Source organism: Falsiroseomonas sp. HC035, from assembly GCF_050563525.1.
Taxonomy (GTDB): Bacteria; Pseudomonadota; Alphaproteobacteria; order Acetobacterales; family Acetobacteraceae; genus Falsiroseomonas.
Genome location: NZ_JBNXUN010000002.1, coordinates 49325 through 64378, shown reverse-complemented (window position 1 = coordinate 64378; position 15054 = coordinate 49325). Strand labels below are relative to the sequence as shown.

The 15054-nt window shown below is 71.1% G+C and carries 16 protein-coding genes; 14 read left to right on the top strand and 2 right to left on the bottom strand.

The window, feature by feature from the left end:
- The first annotated feature begins 72 nt into the window (after positions 1 to 72).
- From ACLF3G_RS04805 to ACLF3G_RS04785, 5 genes are read left to right on the top strand one after another with little or no spacing between them, the layout of a single operon-like run.
- A complete protein-coding gene (locus ACLF3G_RS04805; protein WP_430668201.1) occupies positions 73 to 1638 on the top strand; it encodes a rhodanese-like domain-containing protein in 1566 nt (521 codons plus the stop codon).
- Positions 1616 to 2392, top strand: a complete 777-nt coding sequence (locus tag ACLF3G_RS04800) for a double zinc ribbon domain-containing protein (RefSeq protein WP_430668200.1) — start codon at positions 1616 to 1618, stop codon at positions 2390 to 2392. The genes ACLF3G_RS04805 and ACLF3G_RS04800 overlap by 23 nt, the downstream gene beginning before the upstream one ends.
- Positions 2393 to 2423: 31 nt before the next feature.
- Positions 2424 to 2681, top strand: coding sequence for a glutaredoxin 3 (grxC, locus tag ACLF3G_RS04795; RefSeq protein WP_430668199.1), 258 nt, complete (start codon positions 2424 to 2426; stop codon positions 2679 to 2681).
- Positions 2678 to 3190 carry a DUF1178 family protein gene (locus ACLF3G_RS04790; protein ID WP_430668198.1) on the top strand — a complete coding sequence of 171 codons (513 nt, stop codon included), beginning with the start codon at positions 2678 to 2680 and terminating at the stop codon, positions 3188 to 3190. The genes grxC and ACLF3G_RS04790 overlap by 4 nt, the downstream gene beginning before the upstream one ends.
- Before the next feature lie 14 nt (positions 3191 to 3204).
- Positions 3205 to 3891, top strand: a complete 687-nt coding sequence (locus tag ACLF3G_RS04785) for a hypothetical protein (protein WP_430668197.1) — start codon at positions 3205 to 3207, stop codon at positions 3889 to 3891.
- A 349-nt stretch (positions 3892 to 4240) separates the two neighbouring features.
- Here the strand turns inward: ACLF3G_RS04785 and ubiG are convergent, their stop codons facing one another.
- Positions 4241 to 4933 carry a bifunctional 2-polyprenyl-6-hydroxyphenol methylase/3-demethylubiquinol 3-O-methyltransferase UbiG gene (gene ubiG, locus ACLF3G_RS04780; protein WP_430668196.1) on the bottom strand — a complete coding sequence of 231 codons (693 nt, stop codon included), beginning with the start codon at positions 4931 to 4933 and terminating at the stop codon, positions 4241 to 4243.
- A 135-nt stretch (positions 4934 to 5068) separates the two neighbouring features.
- Between ubiG and ACLF3G_RS04775 the strand changes: the two genes are divergently transcribed.
- The 4 genes from ACLF3G_RS04775 to ispG all read left to right on the top strand — a co-directional run bounded on the left by ACLF3G_RS04775 (position 5069) and on the right by ispG (position 9774).
- A complete protein-coding gene (locus ACLF3G_RS04775; protein ID WP_430668195.1) occupies positions 5069 to 6310 on the top strand; it encodes an aspartate kinase in 1242 nt (413 codons plus the stop codon).
- Positions 6310 to 7353 carry an NAD(P)H-dependent flavin oxidoreductase gene (locus ACLF3G_RS04770; protein WP_430668194.1) on the top strand — a complete coding sequence of 348 codons (1044 nt, stop codon included), beginning with the start codon at positions 6310 to 6312 and terminating at the stop codon, positions 7351 to 7353. The genes ACLF3G_RS04775 and ACLF3G_RS04770 overlap by 1 nt, the downstream gene beginning before the upstream one ends.
- Before the next feature lie 134 nt (positions 7354 to 7487).
- Positions 7488 to 8543, top strand: coding sequence for a helix-turn-helix domain-containing protein (locus tag ACLF3G_RS04765; RefSeq protein ID WP_430668193.1), 1056 nt, complete (start codon positions 7488 to 7490; stop codon positions 8541 to 8543).
- A 91-nt stretch (positions 8544 to 8634) separates the two neighbouring features.
- Positions 8635 to 9774, top strand: a complete 1140-nt coding sequence (ispG, locus tag ACLF3G_RS04760; protein ID WP_430668192.1) for a flavodoxin-dependent (E)-4-hydroxy-3-methylbut-2-enyl-diphosphate synthase — start codon at positions 8635 to 8637, stop codon at positions 9772 to 9774.
- An 8-nt stretch (positions 9775 to 9782) separates the two neighbouring features.
- Here the strand turns inward: ispG and ACLF3G_RS04755 are convergent, their stop codons facing one another.
- Positions 9783 to 10208: an ester cyclase gene (locus ACLF3G_RS04755; protein WP_430668191.1), complete on the bottom strand. Its 426-nt coding sequence runs from the start codon at positions 10206 to 10208 to the stop codon at positions 9783 to 9785.
- A 134-nt stretch (positions 10209 to 10342) separates the two neighbouring features.
- Between ACLF3G_RS04755 and hisS the strand changes: the two genes are divergently transcribed.
- The 5 genes from hisS (at position 10343) to ACLF3G_RS04730 (ending at position 15018) form a co-directional block, all read left to right on the top strand.
- On the top strand, positions 10343 to 11590 hold the full coding sequence (hisS, locus tag ACLF3G_RS04750) for a histidine--tRNA ligase (RefSeq protein ID WP_430668190.1): 1248 nt from the start codon (positions 10343 to 10345) through the stop codon (positions 11588 to 11590).
- Positions 11587 to 12642: a peptide chain release factor 1 gene (gene prfA, locus ACLF3G_RS04745; RefSeq protein ID WP_430668189.1), complete on the top strand. Its 1056-nt coding sequence runs from the start codon at positions 11587 to 11589 to the stop codon at positions 12640 to 12642. The genes hisS and prfA overlap by 4 nt, the downstream gene beginning before the upstream one ends.
- The gene (gene prmC, locus ACLF3G_RS04740) at positions 12639 to 13517 is read left to right on the top strand and encodes a peptide chain release factor N(5)-glutamine methyltransferase (RefSeq protein ID WP_430668188.1); all 879 of its coding nucleotides are present in this window, start codon (positions 12639 to 12641) and stop codon (positions 13515 to 13517) included. The genes prfA and prmC overlap by 4 nt, the downstream gene beginning before the upstream one ends.
- Before the next feature lie 215 nt (positions 13518 to 13732).
- Entirely contained in the window at positions 13733 to 14311 is a 579-nt protein-coding gene (locus ACLF3G_RS04735) for a DUF4167 domain-containing protein (RefSeq protein WP_430668187.1), read from the top strand.
- Positions 14312 to 14376: 65 nt separating this feature from the next.
- Positions 14377 to 15018, top strand: a complete 642-nt coding sequence (locus tag ACLF3G_RS04730) for a peptidoglycan DD-metalloendopeptidase family protein (protein WP_430668186.1) — start codon at positions 14377 to 14379, stop codon at positions 15016 to 15018.
- Positions 15019 to 15054 lie beyond the last annotated feature (36 nt).

Sequence of the window (15054 nt, the reverse complement as noted above, 5' to 3'; positions counted from 1 at the left end):
CGGCGGCAGATGCGCCCGCTTCGCCCTGCGGACAAGGCGGGCTAGGCTTTCGTGGACTTAGGGGAGGGACGCATGGTCGCACCGTCGACGCTGAAGGCCTGGCTGCGCGACGGCGCCGAGCTCGCCATCCTCGATGCGCGGGAGGAAGGCGAGTTCGGTGCCTCCCATTTGTTCTGGGCGGTGCCCTGCCCGCTGTCCCAGGCCGAGTTCCGCGCCCCCCTGCTGCTGCCGCGCCGCGACGTGCGGGTGGTCTGCACCGATGGCGGGGAGGGTCTCGCCGCGCGCCTCGCCGAGGTCCTGGCGACGCTCGGCTGCACCGATGTGCAGGTGCTGGAAGGCGGCACGCCGGCGTGGCAGGCGGCGGGGTATGAGCTGTTCTCCGGCGTCAACGTGCCCTCCAAGGCCTTCGGCGAGTGGGTCGAGCATCACTACGAAACCCCCTCCGTCGATGCGGAGGAACTGGCGGCGATGCAGGCCGCGGGCGCGGATCTGCTGGTGGTGGACAGCCGGCCGATGGCGGAATTCCACGCCATGTCGATCCCCGGCGGCATCAACGTGCCGGGCGCGGAGCTCGCCTACCGCGTGCCGGGGATGCTGGAGCGGCCGGGGACCACGGTGGTGGTGAACTGCGCCGGGCGGACACGGTCGATCCTCGGCGCCGAGAGCCTGCGGCGGGCCGGGCTGCCGAACCGGGTGGTGGCGCTGCGCAACGGCACCATGGGGTGGGAACTCGCTGGCTTCCGCTGCAACCGCGGCCGCAACGAGAGTTTCGCGCCGGGCATCCCCGCCGATGCCGCCGAGACACTCGCGCGGGCCCGGAGCTTCGCGGAGGCGGTGGGCGCGGGTCGGATCGACCGCGCCGGGCTGGCCGCGCTGCGTGCGGAGCCTGGCCGCACCACCTACCTGCTCGACGTGCGCGACCCGACGGAGTTCGCCGCCGGCCACCTACCCGGCGCCACCAATGCCCCGGGCGGCCAGCTTGTGCAGGCGACGGACAACTGGGTGGCGGTGCGCGGCGCGCGGATCGTGCTGGTGGACGACACCGGCACCCGAAGCGCGATGACCGCCGGCTGGCTGCGCCAGCTTGGCGGCTGGGAGGTGTCCTGCCTCATGCTGGACGGCCACGAGGACCTGGAGACGGGGCCCGTGGCGCCGCGCCTGCCCGACGCGCTGCGCCCCGCCGTCCCGCGCATCGCGCCCGATGCGGCGGCGGGCGGGGAGGTGGCGGTGGTGGACCTCGCCCGGTCGCTGGCCTTCCGGGCCGGGCACATCCCCGGCGCGGTCTGGGGTGTGCGGACGCGGCTGGATGCCGTCGCGGCGCGCCTGCCGCCCGGCCGCCCGGTGGCGGTCGCGGCACCCTCGGACGAGCTGGCGGCGCTCGGCGCGGCGGAACTGCGGGGCCTGGGCATCGCCGATGTGGCGGTGCTGGAGGGTGGCACCGCGGCCTGGAAGGCGGCTGGCTTCCCGCTGGAGGCCGACCGCACCGACCCGCCGGACGCCGCCTGCATCGACGCCTACCTGCGCCCCTACGACCGCAACAGCGGCGTGGAGGAGGCGATGCGCGCCTACCTCGCCTGGGAGATCGACCTGGTGCACGCCGTGGAACGCGACGGCGATGCCCCCTTCGGCGCCTGGTAGGCTCCTGCTGGCGCGGCTCGGCGCCGGCGTGCTGGACGCCCTGCTGCCGCCGCACTGCCTGACCTGCGAGGCGGCGGTGGAGCGCCAGGGCACGCAGTGTGGCGACTGCTTCCGGCAGCTCGCGCGGCTTACCGCCCCCTTCTGCGCGAAATGCGGCGTGCCGTTCCTGCATGCCGGGCAGGCCGGGCCGGGCGGGCTGTGCCTGGCGTGCCTGGCTCGGCCGCCGGCCTATGGCGCCGCCCGCGCCGCGCTGCGCTACGATGCCGGGGCGCAACGCCTCATCCTGCCCTTCAAGCACGGCGACCGCACGGACCTCGCGGCGCCGCTGGCGGAGAAGATGGCGCAGGCCGGGGCGGCGCTGCTGGCCGCCTGCGACCTGATCGTGCCGGTGCCGCTGCATTGGCGGCGGCTGCTGTCGCGCCGCTACAACCAGGCGGCGCTGCTGGCCCAGAGGCTGGCGCGCCTGGCCGGCAAGCCCTGCATCCCGGACCTGCTGCGGCGCACCCGCGCCACGCCGCCGCTCGGGGAACTGGGTGCGGCGCAGCGGGCGGCGCTGCTGGCCGGCGCCTTCCGGCTAACCGACCGCGGCGCCCGGCGCGTGGCTGGCCAGCGCGTACTGCTGGTGGATGACGTGATGACCTCCGGCGCCACCGCCGAGGCCTGCGCCCTGGCGCTGCTGGCCGCCGGCGCCACCGCGGTGGATGTCCTGGCCGCCGCGCGGGTTCCCGACCCGCGACTTCAGGCAGAGGCTTGACCGGAGCCGTGCGGCGCCCGAATTCAGGGGAATGCCGAAGATCGAAATCTACACCCAGGATTTCTGCCCCTATTGCAGCCGGGCAGTGGCGCTGTTGACCCGCAAGGGCGCGGCCTTCGAGGAAAAATACGCGCCGAACGGCTCCGAGGCCCGGCGCGAGGCGATGGCCCGTTCCGGCGGCCGCACCTCCGTGCCGCAGATCTTCATCGATGGCCGGCACATCGGCGGCTGCGACGACCTGATGGCGCTGGACCGCAAGGGCGGGCTCGACCCGCTGCTGGCGCCATGATCCACTACCAGCTCCGCTGCGCCGCCAGCCACGAATTCGATGGCTGGTTCCAGGACAGCGCCGGCTTCGACAAGCTGGCGGCGGCCGGGCTGGTGGAATGCCCGCATTGCGGCGGCACGCAGGTGACGCGCGCCCTGATGGCTCCGGCCGTCCGCAAATCCCGCCGCAAGGTCGCGCCGCCGCCGCCGGCCGAGGAAAAGCCCGCCGCGCCGGAACCGGCCGCCAGCACGGCTCCGCTGCCCGCCGACAGCGGTGGCATGTCGCAGCGCGTCGCCGCCGGGCCGATCCCGGCGCAGCTCCTGGCCATGCTGCAGCGGATGCGGGCCGAGGTGGAGAAGTCCTGCGACTACGTCGGCGACGGCTTCGCCGAGGAGGCCCGCAAGATCCACAATGGCGAGGTCGAATCCCGCGGTATCTATGGCGAGGCGACCGAGGCGGAGGCGGAGGCGCTGGCCGAGGACGGTATCGACATCGCCCGGCTGCCCTGGGTGCCCCGCGCCGACGGCTGAACCGGGGCGCGCCGGTGCTCGTCTTCAGCTACGGCATCCCGAAATCCGGCAGCACGCTGGCCTTTGAACTCGCCAAGGCCGTGGCGCGGCTCGGCGGCCACCGCCAGCCCCTGCTGCCCGGGTCCTTGCTGCCCGGCCGCCACAAGGTGAACTTCGCGCAGGACCTGGTGACGGCCGACCTGCCGCGCCTGGCCGAGGCCGCCTCCGGCCGCATCCTGCTGGTCAAGACGCATGCCTGCCCAGGGCCGGAGTGGGTGGCGGCCTACCGGACGCTGGCGGCGCAGGGGCTCGTCTCGGCGCATGTGAACCACCGCGACCCGCGCGACATCTGCCTGTCCCTGCTCGATGCCGGCCGCCTGGCCCGCAGCCGGGGCGAACGCGCCTTCGCCGAGTTCGTGACGCTGGACGACGCGGTGGCCGGGGTGCGGCGCTACCTCGGCGAGCAGGCCGTCTGGGCGGCGCTGCCGCGCGTCCTGCCGCTCGACTACGCCATCTGCGCCTTCCGCATGGCGGAGGCGGTGGAGGCCATCAAGGCCGATCTGGGGATTGCCTGCCCGAACTGGCTGGTGCGGCTGTGGGTGCAGCGATTCGCCTTCACCTATCGCAACAAGGCGGTGCCTGCCCGGCATGAGGCGGAGCTGACGGCTGAGCAGGCGGAGTGGCTCGCCCGGGCGTTCGCGGCCTGGCTGCCGCGCCGTTAGCAATTCGAATTATCATTGCTTGCCGCGCCAGGAGAGGTTTCGACCTGGCTTGAGCAGTCTGCATCTTCTTCGAGTCAACGGCCTTTCCGCATGGGGGAGACGGTGACTTTCACCTGAGTTTCTCCACAGCTTTACCCCCGCAAATGTGGAAAACTCTGGCTGTGGCGCCGCAGATACACGAAGGCGATCCAATAATATTTTAACGCCCTGTGGGAACACAAAAAGAACACTCCAGCGGGGCCCGTTCCCGCCAAGGGTTCCACAGGACAGGCCGCGGCTTATCCCCAGGGAAATCCCCCGAGATGGGGATAAGCCGCCCCTTGACCGGCCGGCCTGCTGCAGGGCGGACTCAGCGCCGCGCCATGGCCAGGTAGTTCACCCCCAGGTCCCGCGTCTCCGACCACTGGCCGGTCGGCGACATTCGCATGCCGGCCAGGTCCGTGATCCGATAGCCGGTCGGGCGCAGCGCGGCGCCAAGTTCACCCGGCGTGACGAACATCCTCCAGTCATGCGTGCCGACCGGCAGCAGCCGCAGCAGGTATTCGGCGCCGAGCTTGGCCAGCAGGAAGGAGCGCGCCGTGCGGTTGAGCGTGGACAGGAAGATCGGCGCGCCGGGCTTCGCGAGCGCCGCCAGCGCGCCGAGGAACTGCGCCCGGTCCTCGACATGCTCGATCACCTCCAGCGCCACCACCGCGTCGAATTTCTGGCCGCTTGCCAGCAGGTCTTCCGGGCCACCCTCGCGGTAGTCGATGGACAGGCCACCGGCCTCGGCATGGGCACGGGCGGCGGCCAGGGCCTCACCAGCCGCATCCACGCCGGTGACATGCGCCCCCAGGCGGGCGAAGGCTTCCGAGGCCAGCCCGGCACCGCAGCCGACATCCAGGATGGACTTGCCCGCGACCCCGCCCAGGTGCTTCGCGATCCAACTGGTGCGCAGTGGGTTCATCCGGTGCAGGGGCTTCATCGGCCCGTCCGGGTCCCACCAGCGCGCGGCCAGCGCATCGAATTTCTGTCGTTCCCCGGCGACAACCGTGCCTGTCATGGCTGCACTCCCCCGATTATGGTCAGTTGGTCATGGTTGCCCGCCGGCCATCCCCCCGTTATCTGTCCGCCCTCCGGCGAGGCGCAACAGGGGCCGCCCCGCCGAGACCTTCTGACCCACCCCCCGGACCCGCGCATGGCCCGCATCGTGATGAAGTTCGGCGGCACATCCGTCGCCGACCTCGACCGCATCCGCAACGTCGCCACCCGCGTGAAACGGGAGGTCGAGGCTGGCCATGAGGTCGCGGTGGTGGTCTCGGCCATGTCCGGCGTGACCAACCAGCTGGTGAAATGGTGCCAGGAGCTGTCGCCGCTGCACGATGCGCGGGAATACGACACGGTGGTGGCGACCGGCGAACAGGTGACCATCGGGCTGCTGGCCATCGCCCTGCAGACCATCGGCGTGGATGCGCGGTCCTGGCAGGGCTGGCAGGTGCCGATCCGCACCGATACCGCGCATGGCAAGGCGCGCGTCGAGAGCATCGAGGGTGCGCTGCTGATCGAGCGGATGAAGATGGGCCAGGTGCCCGTCGTCGCTGGCTTCCAGGGCATCGCGCCTGACAACCGGGTGACCACGCTCGGCCGTGGCGGGTCCGACCTTTCGGCGGTGGCCATCGCGGCCGCCGTGCGCGCGGACCGCTGCGACATCTATACCGACGTGGACGGCATCTACACCACCGACCCCCGCATCGTGCCGCGCGCCCGGAAGCTGGAGAAGATCAGCTACGAGGAAATGCTGGAACTGGCCTCGGTGGGGGCCAAGGTATTGCAGACACGGTCGGTCGAACTGGCCATGAAGCAGCGCGTGCGGGTGCAGGTGCTGTCGAGCTTCGAGGACAAGCCAGGTTCCCTGGTGGTGGATGAGGACGAAATCGTGGAACAGCCCATCGTGTCCGGCATCGCCTATTCGCGGGACGAGGCGAAGGTGACGCTGCGCCGGGTGCCGGACAAGCCCGGCATCGCCGCCTCCGTCTTCGGTCCGCTGTCGGCGGCCAATGTGAACGTGGACATGATCGTGCAGAACATCGGCGACGATGGCAGCACGGACATGACCTTCACCCTCGGCCGGTCCGACCTGCCGCGGGCACGGGACCTGCTGGAGAAGCAGGCCGAGGCGATCGGCTACGAGGCGCTGATCGCCGACCCGGACGTGGCGAAGATCTCGGTCGTCGGCATCGGCATGCGGACGCATGCGGGCGTTGCGGCGACGATGTTCAAGACGCTGTCGGAGAAGGGCATCAACATCCAGGTCATCTCCACCAGCGAGATCAAGGTCAGCGTCCTGGTCGCCGCCGACTACACCGAACTCGCGGTGCGCGCCCTGCACACCGCCTATGGCCTGGACGGGCCGGAGCCGGCACGGCGGGGGGAGGCGTAATGGACGCCCTTCCTCCGGCAACGCCGCCGGCCGACGCCCTGGCCAAGATCGACGCGCTGATGGCGCGCGGCGCGGCCTTCTTCGGCACGCGCTACGCCATCATGGGCGGCGCCATGTCCTGGGTCAGCGAGCGCAACCTGGTGGCCGCGCTGTCCAACGCCGGCGCCTTCGGCGTCATCGCCTGCGGCGCCATGGAGCCGCCGCGGCTGGCCGAGGAAATCGTCGCGACGCAGGCGCTGACCAGCAAGCCTTTCGGCGTGAACCTGATCACGATGCATCCGCGGCTGGACCAGCTCGTGCAGACCTGCATCGACCACAAGGTGGGCCACATCGTCTTCGCCGGCGGCATCCCGCCGGGCTCCGCCATCAAGGCGGCGAAGGAGGGCGGCGCCAAGGTGGTCTGCTTCGCACCGGCCCTGGCGCTGGCCAAGAAGCTGGTGCGGTCCGGCGCCGATGCGCTGGTGATCGAGGGCAGCGAGGCCGGCGGCCATATCGGCCCGGTGTCGCTGACCGTCCTGGCGCAGGAAATCCTGCCCCACATCCGCGATGTTCCGGTCTTCGTCGCCGGCGGCATCGGCCGGGGGGAGGCGATCCTGTCCTACCTGGAGATGGGCGCGGCCGGCGCGCAGCTTGGCACCCGCTTCGTCTGCGCCGCGGAATCCATCGCGCATCCGAACTTCAAGAAGGCCTTCCTGCGCGGCGCCGCGCGCGATGCGCTGCCGACCGTTCAGCTTGATGAGCGTTTCCCCGTCATCCCGGTGCGCGCGTTGCAGAATGGCGGCACCAAGCGCTTCCTGGAGCATCAGGCCGAGACCATCCGCCGCTTCCTGGCCGGCGAAGTGGAAAAGGCCGCGGCGCAGCTGGAGATCGAGCATTTCTGGGCCGGCGCGCTGCGCCGCGCGGTGATCGACGGCGATGTCGAGAACGGCTCCCTCATGGCCGGGCAGAGCGTCGGTCTGGTGACGCGGGAACAGCCTGCGGCGGAGATCGTGCAGGAGTTGGTGGCGCAGGCCGCCATGGCCCTGGCGGTACGCGGGGCGTAAGTTTTTTTCATGACGGCCTTCGCAGCAAACGGCGCCAGTTCAAGGGCTTCCGCCCGACTGCCGGGGCCGTTCCGCGCTTGGCGCGCCCGGAATCGGTTTGCGGCCCTCTCAGCCGCGCGGTAGATGTGGTTGCCGTGGCTTATGACCTGAAACGCACCTCCCGGCCCGGCTTTGGCAGCGGCGACAGCAGCGGCGCGGAGGTGGCCCGCGTTGGCGAGGAGCTCGCCTCCGCCCGCCTCGCCCTCGGCCTGACGGTGGAGGAGATGGCAACCCGGCTGCGCATCCGCCGGCCCTACCTGGAAGCGCTGGAGGAAGGCCGCCTGCGCGACCTGCCCGGCCCGGCCTACGCCACCGGCTTCGTTCGCGCCTACGCCACCGCGCTCGATCTGGATGCGGATGAGATGGTGCGGCGGTTCCGCGACCTGTCCGGCGCCGCGGCGAACCAGAAGACGCCGTTGATCTTCCCCGAACCCGTGCCGGAACGTGGCGTGCCGGCGGGTGCCGTCGTGGTGGTCGGCGCCGTGCTGGCCATCGGGTCCTACGTTGCCTGGTACAACATCTCCGGCGCCGGGGACCGCACCGTGGACCGCGTGCCGCCGGTGCCGGCGCGGCTGGAACAGGCGGCGGACCAGGGCCGCACGCAGATGCCGGGTCGGGAGGCGGCGCGGGGGGGCGGTCCGGGCGCATTGCCGCTTTCCGCGCTGCCGCCGCCGGGCGGTCTGCCCCCGGTGGTACCGGCCATGCCCCCGGCACCGGCTTCGAGTGGGGCCAATACCTCGGCGCTGGCCGCGACCATGCCGGCCGCCCCTCCGCCCGTCGTCGAGGTCGCGCCGGTGGAGCCGCCGCCGGCCCTGGTGGAGATCCCCGGCCTGCCGGATGGCACCCGCGTGGTGCTGCGCGCCAGGATGGACAGCCCGGATGGCGCCTGGGTCCAGGTGAAGGACCAGCGCTCGGGCCAGACCCTGGTCAGCCGCGTGCTGCGCCCGGGCGAGGCCTGGCCGGTGCCGGTGCGGGATGGCGTGCTGCTGCTGGACACGGGCAAGGCGCAGGGCCTCGACATCGTCGTGGATGGGGCGCTGTCCGATGTGCTGGAGGGCCAGGTCGGCGTTCGCCGCAACATCGCCCTGACCCCGGAACGGCTGCGCCAGCGATCGCTCGCGCCGAGTGCCGCCATCGCGCCGGGACGCTGAGCCTGTGCGGGCGCGCCCGCTCTGCGGCCTCTCCCCTGTAAGGATTGCCCGCGGCACCCTATGCTGAGGGTTCGGAAAGCCGGGAAGCCCCATGTCCTACCGCCCCTACCAGCAGATCACCCGCCGCAAGTCCCGGCTGATTCATGTCGGCAAGGTCCCGGTCGGCGGCGACAGCCCGATCACCGTGCAGACCATGACCAACACGCCGACCGAGGATGCGGCGGCCACGATCGCGCAGATCCGCAAGTCGGAACTGGCCGGCGTCGACATCGTCCGCGTCTCCGTCCCCACGGAGGAGGCCACCGCCGCGCTGGCCGAGATCGTGCGGGAGGTGAATGTCCCGATCGTCGCCGACGTCCACTTCCACTACAGGCGCGCCATCGAGGCGGCGCAGGCCGGTGCCGCCTGCCTGCGGATCAACCCGGGCAACATCGGCAGCAAGGAGCGGGTCAAGGAGGTCGTGAAGGCCGCCCGCGACCATGGCTGTTCCATCCGCATCGGCGTCAATGCCGGCAGCCTGGAGAAGCACCTGCTGGAGAAGTACGGGGAGCCAAACCCGGAGGCGCTGGTGGAGAGCGCCCTGTGGCACGCCGACCACCTGCTGCAGGAAGGCTTCGATGAATTCAAGATCAGCGTGAAGGCGTCGGATGTGTTCCTCGCGGTCGCGGCCTACCAGCAACTCGCTGAAGCCTGCGACCATCCCTTGCATATCGGGATCACGGAGGCCGGCGGCCGGCGGGCGGGCACGGTGAAGTCCGCCATCGGCCTGGGCTCGCTGCTGTGGGCGGGCATCGGCGACACGTTGCGCGTTTCCCTGAGCGCGGAGCCCGAGGAAGAGGTCTCGGTGGGCTGGGACCTGCTGAAGTCGCTGCACATCCGCCACCGCGGCGTGAAGGTCATCTCCTGCCCGTCCTGCGCGCGGCAGGGCTTCGACGTGATCCGCACGGTGGAGAAGCTGGAGGACCGGCTGGCGCATATCGACCAGCCGATCAGCCTGTCCATCATCGGCTGCGTTGTGAACGGGCCCGGGGAGGCGCTGATGACCGACATCGGCCTGACCGGCGGCGGGGCCGGCACGCACATGGTCTATGGCATGGGGAAGACCAGCCACACGGTGAAGACCGACGAGATGGTGGAGCACATCATCAGCCTGGTGGAGGCCCGCGCCGAGGCGATGCGCGCGGCCAAGGCTGCGGAAGCGGCGGCGGCGGAACAGCAGGCGGCGGAGTAGCGCCGGCGCTACTGCGCCGCCTGCACCAATCCGCAGCCGGTCGCCAGCCGCATCCGGTCCCACTCGTTCCAGCCTTCCCGGATCATGCCGTCCTCGACCCGCGCCATGGTCATGCCGCTGATCGTGAGCGTCCGCCCGGTCGGCACGACGCCGAGGCCGCCGCCGCTGTGGGTCAGGCTGGCGCTCCAGCGCGCCACCGCCATCGGGCCGGCTTCGACCACGTCATGAACGGTGAAGTGGATGTCGGAGAAGCTGTCGAGGAAGCGCTCGAAGAACGCGCGGAAGGCCTCCGGGCCGCGCGCATCGGCGCCGGCTTCGTCCAGCGCGTAGGCGATGGCGTCGGGCGCGAAATAGGCGGCGATCCGCCCGGCATCGCGCCGGTTCCAGACCTCCTCGAACCACATGCGGAGCACGGTTCCGGCTGACGGCGGCATGGCATGACCCTCCCGAGCCGCCACCCGGGGCGGCGCTGGGCAGCCTAGCCTCGCGGCCGGGCGTCGCTCGAACACATTTCGCCCATGCCGGCCACCCCTTGCCGGCCATGCCGTGCCGCGATACGCGCCACCGCATGGCCAATTCCCCGCTCCAGCCCGTCCGCGGCACCCGTGACCTGATCGGCGAGGATTTCCGTGCGCATCATCACGTCATCGCCGCCGCGCGGCGCGTCACCGCGCTCTACGGCTACGAGGAATGGGCAACCCCGATCTTCGAGAGCACCAGCGTCTTCGCCCGCAGCCTGGGCGAGACCTCCGATGTGGTGTCCAAGGAGATGTACAGCTTTGACGATCGCGGCGGCGACAGCCTGACGCTGCGGCCCGAGAATACCGCCGGCATCTGTCGTGCCCTGGTCTCCAACGGCCTGACGCAGTCGAACCTGCCCCGCAAGGTGTTCTACGCCGGCCCGATGTTCCGCTACGAACGCCCGCAGAAGGGCCGCTACCGGCAGTTCCACCAGATCGGGGCGGAGGTGCTGGGCGCCGCGGAGCCGCTGGCGGATGCCGAGGTGATCGCCGCCGGCTGGCACATCCTGACCGACCTCGGCATCAGCGACGGCGTGGTGCTGGAGATCAACACGTTAGGCGATGCCGAGAGCCGGGACGGCTATCGCGCTGCCCTGGTCGCGCATTTCCGGGCGCATGAGGCCGACCTGTCCGCCGACAGCCGGGTGCGGCTGGAGAAGAACCCGATGCGCATCCTCGACAGCAAGGATGAGGGCGACCGCCGCATCGTCGCCACCGCGCCGACCATCGAGCCCTTCCTGACGCCCGCCGCCGCCGGTTTCTTCGAAGCGGTGCTGCGCCACCTGGACACGCTCGGCGTGCCAACTCGGAAAAATCCGCGGATCGTGCGGGGGCTGGACTACTACAGCCACACCGCCTTCGAATTCGTCACCGATCGCCTGGGCGCCCAGGGCACGGTCATGGCCGGCGGCCGCTACGATGGCCTGGTCGAGGAAATGGGCGGCCCGCCCACCCCCTGCGTCGGCTGGGCCGCGGGCATCGAGCGGCTGGCGATGCTGATGGCCTCGGCCCCCGCCGCGCCGCGCCCTGTCGCCGTTATTCCGGTGGGGGAGGCGCAGGAGGCGGCGGCGCTCGGCCTGCTGCAATCGCTGCGCCGCGCCGGCGTGGTGGCGGAGATCGCCTACAAGGGCAACCTCAAGCGCCGCATGGAACGCGCCAACAAGCTCTCGGCCCGCGCCGCGCTGATCCTGGGCGAGGACGAGGCGGCCCAGGGCGTGGTCCAGCTTCGTGACCTGGACAGCGGAACGCAGGAGACGGTTTCGCTGGCCGAGGCCGTCACGCGATTGCGCGCATGAGCCTCCCCCAAAAACTCGATCGGCTGCTGACTCGGGCGGACGAGATCCGCCATGCGCTGAACACCGCCGATGGCGGCCAGATCGGCAACCTGTCCAAGGAATTGTCGGAGCTGGAGCCGCTGGTCGCGAAGGTCTCGGCCTACCGCGCGGCGGAAAAGGCGCGGGACGAGGCGGAGGCGATGCTGGCGGACCCGGAGCTGCGCGAGCTGGCGGAGGCCGAGTTCTACGAATTGCGCGACAGCTTGCCGCAGATGGAGCGCGAGATCCGCCTGATGCTGCTGCCGCGCGATGCCGCCGACAGCCGAAGCGCGATTCTCGAAATCCGCCCGGCCGCCGGCGGCGACGAGGCGGCGCTGTTCGCGGCGGAGCTGTTCGGCGCCTACCAGCGCTACGCCGCGGCTCAGGGCTGGCGCTTCGAAATCCTGGACTACGATGCCAGCGACCTGGGCGGCGTGAAGGGCGCGACCGCAGGCATTGAGGGCCGCGGCGTCTTCGCCAGGCTGAAATTCGAATCCGGCGTGCACCGGGTGCAGCGGGTGCCGGCGACGGAAACCCAGGGCCGCATCCATACCTCGACCGTGACGGTGGCCGTGCTGCCGGAGGCGGAGGAGGTCGACGTCCACATCAACGAGGGCGACCTGCGGATCGACACCTACCGTGCCTCCGGCGCCGGCGGCCAGCATGTGAACAAGACGGACAGCGCCGTCCGCATCACCCACATCCCCTCCGGCGTCGTGGTCGCGATGCAGGAGGAGAAGTCGCAGCACAAGAACAAGGCCAAGGCGATGAAGGTGCTGCGCGCCCGGCTGTACGAGGCGGAGCGGGCCAGGCTGGCCGGGGTCCGCTCGGCGGACCGCAAGGGCCAGGTCGGCACCGGCGACCGCTCCGAACGGATCCGCACCTACAACTTCCCGCAGGGCCGCGTGACGGACCACCGCATCGGCCTGACGTTGCACAAGATCGACCGCGTGATGCTGGGCGAGTTCGACGAAATCATCGGCGCCCTGACGGCGGAGGACGAGGCGGCACGGCTGGCGGCCGAGTCGGAGTGACCTGCGAGCCCGGCGAGACCGTCGGCGCCTTCCTCTGCCAGGCCGGCCAAGTGCTGCGCGCCGCCGCCATCGACGGCCCCCGCCTGGAAGCCCGCCTGCTGCTCGGCCACGCCATGGGCGTGACGGCGGAGGCGCTGCTGCGCGACCCGCGTGCGCCGGTGCCGCCGGAGGCGGTGGCGCGTTTCGGAGCCGGGCTAAAGGCGCGGCTGGCGCATGTGCCTATGGCCTATATCCTCGGCCGGCAGGGCTTCTGGACCCTGGATTTGGCGGTCTCCCCCGCCACGCTGATCCCGCGCGCCGATTCGGAGGCGCTGGTCGAGGCTGCGCTGGCGGCGTTCCCGGATGCGGCGGCGCCGCTGCGCGTGCTGGACCTTGGCACCGGGACCGGCTGCCTGCTGCTGGCGGTGCTGGCGGAACGACCGGCCGCATTCGGCATCGGCGTGGATCTTTCGGCTGCTGCCGCGGCGCTGGCCGCCGCCAATGCCCACGCCAACGGGTTGGCGGGCCGTGCCGCCTTCCTGGCCGGGAACTGGGCGACGGCGTTGGCCGGGCGGTTCGACCTGGTGCTGTCGAACCCGCCCTACATCGAATCGGCGGCCATCGCCGGGCTGATGCCGGAGGTGGCGCGGCATGAACCCTCCGGGGCGCTGGATGGCGGCGTGGATGGACTTACGGCCTATCGGGCGCTGGCCGGCGCGCTGCCGGGGCTGCTGGCGCCGGGCGGCGTCGCGGTGCTGGAACTGGGCCAGGGGCAGCGCCCGGAGGTGGAGGCGCTGGCCGTTGCGGCAGGCCTGGTTCCCCTGGGCTGCCGAAGTGACCTCGGCGGGGTGGAACGGGCCTTGAGTCTCGGAATAGCAGGGCCCTCAAAAAAATAGTTTGGCGGGACGCCCCCGCGGGACTAAGTTGGCAGCGCGGAGTGGGGCATGCATGTGCGGCCCGGTTCCGTAGCGGCCGGGCGATGGCGGCGGGGCTGAAGAAACCCCTCTCGCGTGCCGGCCTGCCGCGACGACGCAAACCGATAATCCAGCGTTCCCGGTGGGGCCTTGTCCCGGTCCGGCGGCGCGATTGCGAGACGGCGAACGCCAGACCTATGAACATGAAACGCATGCGCGGCCGCGGCGGCAACCGTCACGGCGGGGGCGGTGGCGGCGGCGGCGGTGGGCCGTATCGCCAGGGCGGCGGGGGCGGCGGCGGAGGTGGCGGCGGCCACCAGCCGATGAACCGCAACCACATCTTCGACAGCAACGGCCCGGACATGCGCCTGCGCGGCACGGCGCAGCAGCTGTTCGAGAAGTATCTGCAGCTCGGCCGCGACGCGACCGGCGCCAGCGACCGCGTGATGGCGGAAAGCTACTTCCAGCATGCCGAGCATTATTTCCGCATCTTGAACGCGATGAGCCAGGCGAGCCAGCAGCAGGGCGGCCAGCCCTACCCGCCACAGCGCCGCTACCAGGACCAGGATGGCGGGGAGGGCGGCCAGCCCTCCGAGCAGGCCGAGATGTCCATGTCCAGCTATGGCCAGCAGAACGGCAACGGCCAACAGCATGCCAACGGCCAGAACGGCAATGGCAATGGCAGTGGCGGCAATGGCAACGGGGCCAACGGCAACGGCCATGGCCACCAGATGGACCAGGACGGCGAGGGCCAGCAGGACCAGCGGGACGACTGATCTGCGCCTGACTTGACGGCACGCCAGCGCCGGGCAACGCTCCGTTTCGGTATGCGGGCGAAACCATGTCAGGCAGTGCTGGTCCGTTCTACGTGCTTCATGGCGTCGCCAAGAAGCTTGCCAGTTTCAGCGAGGCGGCACTCTTCATGCCACTCGCACGCTCGGTGCTGCGTGAGGACGACGTCGTCTTCGACAAGGCCCACCCGAAATCGGCCGGCCAGCTCGCTTCCTGGAAAGGTGCAACCTTCGGCCATGTCCGGGCTGGCGGCACCCGCGTGCACCAGGGATGGGACTTCTTCGCCATGTCCGGGACGACCTGCTTCGCGGTCTCCGGCGGGCTGGTCGCCAAGGTCTATCAATCCAGCGATTACGGAACGGTCCTGGTGCTGCGGCTGCTCGGCCTGCGCCAGGTCCAAGGCGAGGTCTACGCGGCCTATGCGCACCTGGCGCGCGTGCTGGTCTCGGCAGGGGAATTCGTAAAGGGTGGGCAAGCGGTGGCGGAGAGCGGCCTGAGCGGCAATGCGGGATCCTACCCCCGCTATCCGCACCTGCATTTCGAGTTCCGGACCGAGCCGAGGCCCGGCAAGGGCCTGGGCGGGCGCCTGGACCCGCAAACTGTCTTCGGGAACCCGGCGCTCTACCGTCCTGGCCGCTTCGTCGGCGATGCGGTTTCAGAAAACATCGCTCGCGCCGCCAGCATCGCCTGATCCCGGATCCGGGGCCGGTGCCACGCTGGCCAGCCG

Excerpts from the sequence above, each read along its gene's own strand:
- prfA (WP_430668189.1), top strand. The coding sequence starts at position 11,587 with ATGAGCCTCCCCCAAAAACTCGATCGGCTGCTGACTCGGGCGGACGAG.
- ACLF3G_RS04790 (WP_430668198.1), top strand. The coding sequence starts at position 2,678 with ATGATCCACTACCAGCTCCGCTGCGCCGCCAGCCACGAATTCGATGGC.
- ACLF3G_RS04755 (WP_430668191.1), bottom strand. The coding sequence starts at position 10,208 with ATGCCGCCGTCAGCCGGAACCGTGCTCCGCATGTGGTTCGAGGAGGTC.
- ubiG (WP_430668196.1), bottom strand. The coding sequence starts at position 4,933 with ATGACAGGCACGGTTGTCGCCGGGGAACGACAGAAATTCGATGCGCTG.
- hisS (WP_430668190.1), top strand. The coding sequence starts at position 10,343 with ATGGCCAATTCCCCGCTCCAGCCCGTCCGCGGCACCCGTGACCTGATC.
- ACLF3G_RS04800 (WP_430668200.1), top strand. The coding sequence starts at position 1,616 with ATGCCCCCTTCGGCGCCTGGTAGGCTCCTGCTGGCGCGGCTCGGCGCC.
- ACLF3G_RS04805 (WP_430668201.1), top strand. The coding sequence starts at position 73 with ATGGTCGCACCGTCGACGCTGAAGGCCTGGCTGCGCGACGGCGCCGAG.
- ACLF3G_RS04770 (WP_430668194.1), top strand. The coding sequence starts at position 6,310 with ATGGACGCCCTTCCTCCGGCAACGCCGCCGGCCGACGCCCTGGCCAAG.
- ACLF3G_RS04735 (WP_430668187.1), top strand. The coding sequence starts at position 13,733 with ATGAACATGAAACGCATGCGCGGCCGCGGCGGCAACCGTCACGGCGGG.
- ACLF3G_RS04775 (WP_430668195.1), top strand. The coding sequence starts at position 5,069 with ATGGCCCGCATCGTGATGAAGTTCGGCGGCACATCCGTCGCCGACCTC.
- grxC (WP_430668199.1), top strand. The coding sequence starts at position 2,424 with ATGCCGAAGATCGAAATCTACACCCAGGATTTCTGCCCCTATTGCAGC.
- ACLF3G_RS04730 (WP_430668186.1), top strand. The coding sequence starts at position 14,377 with ATGTCAGGCAGTGCTGGTCCGTTCTACGTGCTTCATGGCGTCGCCAAG.
- ispG (WP_430668192.1), top strand. The coding sequence starts at position 8,635 with ATGTCCTACCGCCCCTACCAGCAGATCACCCGCCGCAAGTCCCGGCTG.